The 8558-nt window shown below is 53.9% G+C and carries 6 protein-coding genes and 1 pseudogene; 6 read left to right on the forward strand and 1 reads right to left on the reverse strand.

Going from position 1 to position 8558, the window contains the following annotated elements:
• Window positions 1-182: 182 nt before the first annotated feature.
• From FHX16_RS31190 to FHX16_RS31215, 6 genes and pseudogenes are all read left to right on the forward strand, one after another.
• Window positions 183-1262: pseudogene (locus tag FHX16_RS31190) on the forward strand (ABC transporter substrate-binding protein); the annotation flags it as partial.
• A gap of 59 nt (window positions 1263-1321) precedes the next feature.
• Window positions 1322-2230 (forward strand): carbohydrate ABC transporter permease, encoded by a 909-nt coding sequence (locus tag FHX16_RS31195; protein WP_259132201.1) that lies wholly within the window; start codon window positions 1322-1324, stop codon window positions 2228-2230.
• Window positions 2230-3081: a carbohydrate ABC transporter permease gene (locus FHX16_RS31200; protein ID WP_259132203.1), complete on the forward strand. Its 852-nt coding sequence runs from the start codon at window positions 2230-2232 to the stop codon at window positions 3079-3081. The genes FHX16_RS31195 and FHX16_RS31200 overlap by 1 nt, the downstream gene beginning before the upstream one ends.
• Window positions 3078-5168: an alpha-galactosidase gene (locus FHX16_RS31205; RefSeq protein WP_259132205.1), complete on the forward strand. Its 2091-nt coding sequence runs from the start codon at window positions 3078-3080 to the stop codon at window positions 5166-5168. Before FHX16_RS31200 ends, FHX16_RS31205 begins: the two co-directional genes overlap by 4 nt.
• 3 nt (window positions 5169-5171) lie before the next feature.
• Window positions 5172-6266, forward strand: coding sequence for an ABC transporter ATP-binding protein (locus FHX16_RS31210; RefSeq protein ID WP_259132207.1), 1095 nt, complete (start codon window positions 5172-5174; stop codon window positions 6264-6266).
• Window positions 6266-8200, forward strand: a complete 1935-nt coding sequence (locus FHX16_RS31215) for a beta-galactosidase (protein ID WP_259132209.1) — start codon at window positions 6266-6268, stop codon at window positions 8198-8200. The genes FHX16_RS31210 and FHX16_RS31215 overlap by 1 nt, the downstream gene beginning before the upstream one ends.
• Window positions 8201-8322: 122 nt before the next feature.
• Here the strand turns inward: FHX16_RS31215 and FHX16_RS31220 are convergent.
• On the reverse strand, window positions 8323-8558 hold a 236-nt coding region (locus tag FHX16_RS31220; protein WP_259132211.1), incomplete at its 5' end, for a hypothetical protein.

Consider the following 8558-nt stretch of genomic DNA (forward strand, 5'->3'; position numbering starts at 1 on the left):
GGTTCATCATGACATCGGTCATCGGTGGTTCCTTCCAATCAGGTTGGTGTGAGCAACCCGACTTTACCGGAGAACTTCGATGACCGCCGCTTCGCTGCTCGCTCGCTACGGCGCGATTGAGAACGCGCTCACGAGCGGCTTCGCTACCGCCGACCTACACCATTCGGCGGGACACGACCAAACATCCAGACATCAAGGTCAAATGGAACAACTTCGACCACGAAGGATATAAGTCTGCGATCCGCAATTTCCTGACGGCTGATGCCCCGGATGTTGTCGCGTGGTACGCAGGAAATCGTATGGAACCGTTTGTAAAGGCCGGTCTCTTCACCGACGTTTCGGATGTTTGGCAAGCCAACGGGCTTGATGACCAACTGAAGTCAGCCGCATCGGCAATGACGATCGATGGAAAAAAGTGGGGCGTCCCATATACCTATTATCAATGGGGTATTTATTACCGCGCAGACATCTTCAAGGACAAGGGTATTGAGCCCCCGAAGGACTGGAGCGAACTTCTTGCCGCTAGCGAGAAACTCAAAGCCGCCGGCGTGACGCCCTTTGCCATAGGCACAAAAGCCCTATGGCCGGCCGGCGGTTGGTTTGACTATCTCGATCTGCGTGTGAACGGTTACGACTTCCATATGAAGTTGACCTCCGGGCAGGTGCCCTACACGGATCCCAAGGTAAAAGCCGTCTTTGAAAAGTGGTCAGAGCTGGTGAAGCCCGGTTATTTCCTCGAAAATCACGCTGCTCTCGACTGGCAGGACGCGATCCCGCAGTTCGTGCAGGGCAAGGCTGCAATGTACCTGATGGGTAACTTCGCAGTGGCTCCAATGAAGGACGGTGGCCTTAAGGAGGATCAAATTGGCTTCCTTCAGTTCCCGACCATCACGGAAGGTCTCCCGGCGGCCGAAGAAGCGCCTACGGACACCTTCCATATTCCGGCGGCTGCGAAAAACAAAGAGGACGCGAAAACCTTCCTTGCGTATCTCGCTACGCCGGAGGCCCAGGCTAAAATGAACGTTACACTTGGCCAACTTCCCGTGAACAACAAGTCACCTCAGCCCGAAGACAAGTTCCTCAAGGCAGGCTTCCAAATGCTATCCGCAGCACAGGGACTTGCGCAGTTCTACGATCGTGACGCGCCAGCAGAGATGGCAAAAGCGGGAATGGAAGGTTTCCAGCAGTTTATGGTTAAGCCAGAGAAGCTCGACGCTATCCTTGCACGCCTGGAGAAAGTCCGGGCTCGCGCCTACAAGTAATAGGAAGGCTGCCGGGTTGGGGTCCGGCAGCCGCACTTCTCAATAAGGACTGTATCGAGATGGGTAGATCGTCTATCAATCAGCAGACGTTTTGGCAGCGAAATCAGCGCGTAATGGCTCCATGGCTGTTTCTTGCTCCCGGTCTGTTGATGTTCGCCATTTATGTAATCATTCCCATCTTTCAGTCAGTCTGGATCAGCTTCTATGATTGGGACGGTCTCGGTCAGAAGACTTGGATCGGTATTGCAAACTATGTGGAGCTTGCCTCAGACGAGGCTTTTTATACCTCGCTAACGAACAACCTCATTTGGCTCGTTCTATATCTTCTTGCCGTGCCAGCAGGGTTAGCCGCGGCAATGTTCCTTAATCAAACCGTAGCTGGAATTAGGATCTACAAGTCTCTATTTTTCTTTCCTTTTGTTATTAGTCAGGTTGTCGTCGGCCTAATCTTCACGTGGTTTTACGCTCCCGACTTCGGACTGCTGTCGGCGCTTATCAAGGCGCTCACGGGCACCGAGGTTGCAATCCTGGCGGATGAGAGGTTCGTAACTTACGGCATCATCGCAGCCGGGCTTTGGCCACAGATCGCCTATTGTATGATCCTTTATCTTACTGGCTTGAACAACATTAACCCCGAGCAAATCGAAGCTGGCCGTATGGACAACGCCTCCGGGTGGAGCCTGTTCTGGTTTATCGTCTTGCCTCAGCTGCGACCTGCAACCTTCATCGCAATAGTTGTGACAGTAATCGGTGCTCTGCGCTCCTTCGATCTCGTCTCCGTCATGACGGCGGGCGGGCCCTATGGTTCCAGCCGCGTTCTCTCGTTTTACATGTATGAACAAGCGCTTTCCGAGTACGGGTTCCGGATGGGATACGGCGCGGCAATTGCAGTCGTTCTTTTCTTTATAATGATGGTGTTCATCACGTTCTTTATCATTCGAATGCTGCGCCAAGAGAGGAACGCCTGATGTTTCCGACACCTGTACAAAAGGCCGGGCGAGGGGCGTCCATCGCTTACCAAGTAGTTCTTCCAATTGCACTGTTGGTGTGGCTTTTACCTCTGATTGGGGTCGCCCTGACGTCCATACGCCCTTCGGGAGATCTTGCTGCGGGCAACTACTTCGGTCTGCCATCAGGATTTGCCGGGGTTGAAAATTACTCAGCTGTTTTCATCAATTCCCCAATAGGGCACTACATCCTCAACTCATTCAAGATGACAATTCCAACGGTTATCGCGGCAGTTGGGCTGTCTTGTCTGTGTGGATTTGCTCTCGCGATCTACAAATTCAAAGGAGGCCTTTTACTTTTCTTTGTTTTTGTGGCCGGCAACTTCATACCGTTCCAAATCTTGATGGTCCCTGTGCGTGACCTGACTTTGAGACTGGGATTGTATGACACTATCACCGGATTGGTGTTGTTTCATGTGGCGTTTCAAACCGGCTTCTGTACGCTTTTCATGCGTAACTTTATCAAGGGACTGCCCTTTGCTCTAATCGAATCTGCCAGGGTGGATGGGGTTTCGGAGTTCAGGATATTCATACATATCGTCCTTCCCTTGATGCGGCCGGCCATCGCAGCTCTCTCCGTTTTGATCTTCACATTTGTTTGGAACGACTATTTTTGGGCTACCGTGCTTATACAGGGTGACGGCGCAATGCCAGTCACCGCCGGGCTTAGCAGCCTTAACGGCCAGTGGGTTGCCGCGTGGCATTTGGTATCTGCTGGATCGATCGTAGCCGCACTGCCGCCTGTTCTTATGTTCTTCTTTATGCAGCGCCATTTCATCGCTGGTCTAACACTCGGAGCGACAAAGGGATGACGAATGTCCATACGATCGAATGCGGGCAGGTTTCACTCGTTATCCGACTACCCGAATTTGGTATGCCCGAAATTATCCATCTTGGCCCGATAGCCGAAGAAATCTCGGCAGTCACCGTTCATCGCGCGAGCCGGGTTAATGGCATGGATATTTCCGTGCCATCTGCTGTCCTTCTGCCAGTAACCGGGATGGGATTCTTCGGATGGCCGGCGATTTCGGGACATAGAGGCGGCAAAGATTTTACCCTGCAGTTCCAAAATTGGCGAATTGCGCGCGACGGGAACGCCCACAGGCTAAACGCCATCGATGCTGTCGCAGGCATAGAGATCTCAATTCTCGTAACCGCTTCACAATGTAGCGTACTAACGACATCTACCGAGTTAACCAACAGAGGCAACTCTTCCTACACGCTTGATCGATGCATGGCCGGCAGTTTTCTGGTTTCAGAGGGACCAGGGACGATCACCAGTCTCACAGGAATGTGGGGAAGGGAATTTCAGAAGCGACAAGCTCACCTCAATCCAGGTATTTGGCTGCAGGAAAACCGACGGGGGCGGACGTCCCATGATCGATACCCTACCATCGCGACAAGGGTTGGAAGCGAGGAATTCGTGTTTCACCTTGGCTGGAGTGGAAACCACGTGATCGCGGTGGACACTTTGGATGATGGACGACGGCTGGTCCATCTCGGCGAACTCTTTGAGCCTGGCGAGATTCAATTGGGGCCCGGTGAGAGCTACGTCAGTCCGACTGCCTACGCCGCCAAGAGATCCGAGGATTTGCATTCGTTCGTCAGAACGGAGCTCATAACCTGGCCGGGCGGGGCAATGTCCGAGAGACCAGTGACCCTCAACACGTGGGAAGGAAACTACTTCGATCACAAGATTGCCTCTCTCAGATCGCAGGCGGATGCCGCGGCGGAGCTAGGAATTGAACGGTTCGTTCTCGATGACGGTTGGTTTGGTCAACGAGACGACGACACGACGAGCTTGGGCGACTGGATCGTCGACCGGCGCAAATACCCGTCAGGCCTACGGGAATTGGCTAATCACGTAACCAATCTCGGAATGCAATTTGGAATTTGGTTCGAACCGGAGATGGTCAACCCCGTTTCGACACTCTACCGCGAACATCCAGATTGGGTACTTCACGTTGAAGGACGTCCGCTCCTGTTGTCTAGAAATCAGCTCGTCCTGGATTTGACACGGTCCGAGGTGAGCGAATACCTGTTCCTGACGATGTCGCGTCTCCTTGCAGAACAGCCAATATCCTACATTAAATGGGATATGAACCGCGACTTGACGCATGTCGGCGGCACCGATGGCCGACCTCGGACGTCTGCGCAAACCCACGCTGTCTATCGTCTGATGGATCGCATCCGATCTTCTTTCCCCCGCGTAGAGATCGAGAGCTGCGCATCTGGTGGCGGCAGGATCGACTTCGGCGTACTGGGCAGGGCGCAGCGCGTCTGGACTTCCGACTGCACGGACGCCGTTGACCGTCTCGAAATACAGCGCGGCGCATCTTTACTTTTACCGCCCGAAGTTCTTGGCGCGCACATTTCAGCGTCGCCAAATCATCAGACAGGCAGAATCCTTAGTCTTTCGTTCCGAGCTCTTGTGGCGCTCGGCTACCATCTTGGTGTCGAATTGAACCCACTTGAATTGACCGCGGAAGAGAAGAATGAACTCAAGTATTGGATATCCCTACATAAGCGCTTAAGGCCGCTACTCCACGGATCAGATGGGGCTAGCAATTTCAGGCAGGAGCCGCTCGATGGGCGTTACGTTTGGGGCGCTACCCGACGGGATTTGGCAGTCGCATTTGTAGCCCAAGGCCCGCAGATGATTAGCGAACAACCACCACCGGTCAAGTTGGCCTTGCAAGGTCCTGCCGGGCGTCTGTGGCGCATTGCGCGGGTCCATCCTCTAACGCCGGAGTTTGTGCGCACTTCTCAAAGTCAGGACGATATGCTCGGAGGAAAAGTTGCGTTCACTGCTGCAACGATAGCTTCCGTCGGCCTCCATTTACCGATGCTAAGACCCGAAAGCGCAATGCTTTTGGAATTTGAAGCTTTAGAGGATTAAAATATGGGCAACGTGACCCTTCAGGGCGTAACAAAGGCTTTCGGTGCTGCGCAAGTGATCAAAGGTGTGAACCTCACCATCGAGGATGGAGAGTTTTGCGTCTTTGTAGGACCCTCAGGCTGCGGGAAGTCAACTCTCCTAAGGATGATTGCCGGGCTCGAGGACATATCCTCCGGCGAACTCAAGATTGACGGGTCGGACATGACGCGGGTCGGATCGGCGCAACGCGGAGTCGCAATGGTCTTTCAGTCATATGCGTTGTACCCCCATATGACCGTAGCTGAGAACATTGGATTTGGTTTGAGAATGACGGGCCACTCCAAGTCCGAAATCAGCACTCGAACACAAGCTGCGGCGGATATGCTCCAACTCTCGAGTTTGCTTGACCGCAAGCCTTCGCAACTCTCTGGTGGCCAGCGGCAGAGAGTGGCGATCGGGAGAGCGATAGTGCGAAACCCGCGAGTCTTCCTTTTTGACGAACCACTTTCAAATTTGGACGCATCGCTTCGTGTACAGATGAGAACTGAGATCAGCCGGCTCCACCAAGACTTGAGAAGCACTATGATCTACGTCACACATGACCAGGTGGAAGCCATGACAATGGCGGATAAAATCGTGGTTTTGCAAAACGGGTTAATCGAGCAGGTAGGTTCGCCCTTGGACCTCTACCACCGGCCGAGAAACGTATTTGTCGCTGGTTTCATCGGTTCACCGAAGATGAACTTCATTCGTGCAGATGCCACATTCTCCCCGGACGCAACCATTGTTTCGCTTCCAGGAGGGGCGCAGGTCACGCTCCCTGCGACGGAATGCCCAACCGGCAGAGCACCGGTCACTTTGGGCATTCGACCGGAGCACCTCAATCAGCAGGGCGAACCAGCGGCAGTGTTGGAGGGCCACATCGTTTTTGCCGAGCACCTTGGTTCGGAAACGATGCTGTATGCCGAACTTGCGAACGGCTCGTCAGTCGCGGTCAAGTCCGATGGCCTGGACAAAGCAAAGACTGGGGACAGTATCGATCTCAAATTACCGGCTGCAGCTTGTCATCTTTTCGACGACCAAGGCGTGGCCATTCTGAATGGAGACCTGAGGAAATAATGCTTGGCGTATGCTATTATCCGGAGCACTGGCCCGAAAGCTGGTGGAACACCGACGCTTGCAGGATGAAGGCCTTGGGCATCTCCTTCGTCCGTATCGGAGAATTCGCATGGTCGCGGCTGGAGCCTCGTCGCGGCGAGTTCGAATTCGACTGGATGGAACGTGCGATCGATGCGCTTGCATCGCATGGACTCAAAGTCGTACTTGGCACTCCGACTGCCACCCCCCCAAAATGGCTTATGGACGAGTTCCCGGAAATCGCTCCCATCGATGAACAGGGGAGGGTTCGAGGTTTTGGATCTCGACGGCACTACACCTTCTCGTCGCAGCGTTGGTGGGAGGAGTCTAGGCGCATCGTTGAAGCGGTCACTTCCCGTTTTGGATCGCACCCTGCTGTGGTTGGCTGGCAAACTGACAACGAATACGGTTGTCACGAGACGATATTGTCGTGGGGTCTCGAAGATCTGAAAGCCTATCGCAAGTGGCTCCGTTTGCGCTACCAGTCTACTGAACAACTGAACGAAGCCTGGGGCTCGGTGTTCTGGTCGATGGAAATCCAGAACTTCGAAGATGTTTCACTGCCAAACCTGACTGTGACGGAGGCTAATCCCGCAGCCAGAATGGACTTTTGGCGCTTCCACTCTGATCAAGTCGCGGCATACGACAGTATGCAATGCGAAATCATCCGCAAGAATTCTCCAGGACGTTGGATTACGCACAATTTCATGGGGTTCGTAAACGACTTCGATCATTGGAAAGTCGGGGACAATCTCGATCTCGCGTCATGGGATTCTTATCCAATCGGTTTCGTTGAAAAGTTCCCGTTCAGTGACGCGGAGCGGACACGCTGGGCTGAGACATCTCACCCCGATATTGCCGCGTTCCACCATGACCTGTACCGTGGGGTCGGAAGAGGCAGGTTTTGGATCATGGAGCAACAACCCGGTCCGGTGAATTGGGCTCCCTGGAACCCCATTCCTAAGCCCGGCATGGTGCGACTGTGGACTTGGGAAGGGCTTGCTCACGGAGCGGAAGTCGTAAGCTATTTCCGCTGGCGGCAAGCCCCTTTTGCTCAGGAGCAGATGCATGCGGGGCTGAATTTACCAGGACTGCACGATTTGTCAGCGGGCGGCACTGAAGCAGAGAAGGCAGCACAGGAAATAGCGGTGGTTGGGCCCTTGGGACAGGTGGCCAAGGCTCCCGTTGCAATCGTTTATGACTACGAAACCTATTTTGGAAGCGTCATACAACCGCAGGGGAAAGATTTCCGCTTTGAGGAACTGGCTTTTAGGTGGTACGAGGCGGTGCGCCGGCTTGGGCTGGACGTTGACTTTGTGCGGCCGGGTGAAAGTCTAGTAGGTTACAAGATTGTCCTGGTCCCTTGCCTCATGCATGTCTCAGACGCGGCGGAGTCCGCATTCGACAATGCTGATGGGCAAGTTCTCTTTGGGCCGAGGTCCGGATCTCGTACACGAGAATTCAAGATTCCTGCGAATCTGCCCCCTGGTCCACTCGCAAGTCTAGTCGGGGCAGCAGTGTTGCAAGTCTCGTCCCTGCGGCCTGGTCTGACTTACAACGTCGAAGGGTCGGCGAGCGGCTCCGCCCAGCGGTGGAAAGAGCAACTCGCATGCTCTCCTGACACTGAAGTCCTTTCCAGGTTTTCTGACGGTGACGCTGCGCTTACAAGGAATGGAAATTACCACTATCTTTCCTGCTGGCCTGACGAACAACTCTTGTCTGAGGTCGTGCTTCTCTTGGCAGGAAAAGCAAACGTGCAAACGTTTGAACTACCAGAGTCTATCAGGATAAGGCGTCGGGGAGAGGTGACGTTCGCTTTTAACTATGGCTCGGAGACGTGGAATCTTCCCTTCGAAGGTGAGTTCATCCTTGGAGGAAAGGCCGTGCTGCCTCAATCGCTGGCGGCGTATCGCTGAGTCTTAGAGCTGCGCAATCGATGGCGGATTGTGCGGCTCGTATGTCGTTCAACGGTAGCGGGACTACTCACTAACTCCACGATCGGCCAATGCCATGTCAATTATGGAGAGGTATAGGTTTCTCACGGTCGGCGACGTTTCCCGACGCTATCGGTGGAAACGGCGCTAGCACCGAGGCGAGCTTTTCCTGCGGCTCCAGAAAAGAGCAAGTTTTGGTATGGGCTTTGCGGGTTAACGTGGAATGTGTCGACCAAATAAATCGCTTTGACCTTGCCCCGTTGAAATAATCCATTTTGAAGTAAGCTCTGGCCCATTGAGAGGACCAGGGAATGAAGCGCAGCCGTTTCACAGACGAACA

It is taken from the genome of Rhizobium sp. BK661 (genome assembly GCF_024808825.1).
Lineage (GTDB): Bacteria > Pseudomonadota > Alphaproteobacteria > Rhizobiales > Rhizobiaceae > Rhizobium.

Excerpts from the sequence above, each read along its gene's own strand:
- FHX16_RS31210 (WP_259132207.1), top strand. The coding sequence starts at position 5,172 with ATGGGCAACGTGACCCTTCAGGGCGTAACAAAGGCTTTCGGTGCTGCG.
- FHX16_RS31215 (WP_259132209.1), top strand. The coding sequence starts at position 6,266 with ATGCTTGGCGTATGCTATTATCCGGAGCACTGGCCCGAAAGCTGGTGG.
- FHX16_RS31200 (WP_259132203.1), top strand. The coding sequence starts at position 2,230 with ATGTTTCCGACACCTGTACAAAAGGCCGGGCGAGGGGCGTCCATCGCT.
- FHX16_RS31195 (WP_259132201.1), top strand. The coding sequence starts at position 1,322 with ATGGGTAGATCGTCTATCAATCAGCAGACGTTTTGGCAGCGAAATCAG.
- FHX16_RS31205 (WP_259132205.1), top strand. The coding sequence starts at position 3,078 with ATGACGAATGTCCATACGATCGAATGCGGGCAGGTTTCACTCGTTATC.